We start from the raw sequence: 417 nt of genomic DNA, 5'->3' as shown, positions 1-417 counted from the left end.
GTTGAAGACTACAACGTTGATAGGCAGGATGTGGAAGTGGTGTGAGCCATTAAGCTAACCTGTACTAATTACCCGTGAGGCTTAACCATACAACGCCAAACGCGTTTTATGACAGCGTAACGAACAGAAGTTAAGTTACTAAAGTAGATTTTACGAAGCTGTAAGCCATAAGCCTTAAGCTGTAAGAAAATATCAGATTTCCAGATTTATTAATTTGCTCAGATGAGCGAATTAAAACCAAATTTGCTTGGTGACAATAGCGTTTTGGRCCCACCTGACCCCATGCCGAACTCAGTAGTGAAACGAAACAGCGCCGATGATAGTGTAGCAGCTGCTATGTGAAAGTAGGTCATCGCCAGGCTCCAAATAAGAGAAAGCCCGATTCGAAAGAGTCGGGCTTTTTTGCGTTTGGAGCTT

The 417-nt window shown here is 43.0% G+C and carries 2 rRNA genes; both read left to right on the top strand.

Going from position 1 to position 417, the window contains the following annotated elements:
• A 23S ribosomal RNA gene (locus IRQ78_RS20460) occupies nucleotides 1-89 on the top strand; the annotation flags it as partial.
• 157 nt (nucleotides 90-246) lie between these two features.
• Nucleotides 247-361, top strand: a 5S ribosomal RNA gene (rrf, locus tag IRQ78_RS20455).
• Nucleotides 362-417: the final 56 nt, after the last annotated feature.

It is taken from the genome of Pseudoalteromonas simplex, assembly GCF_015278155.1.
Taxonomy (GTDB): Bacteria; Pseudomonadota; Gammaproteobacteria; order Enterobacterales; family Alteromonadaceae; genus Pseudoalteromonas; species Pseudoalteromonas simplex.
Note: the sequence above shows the minus strand (reverse complement) of the source record. Positions and strands in the feature narration are given on the sequence as shown.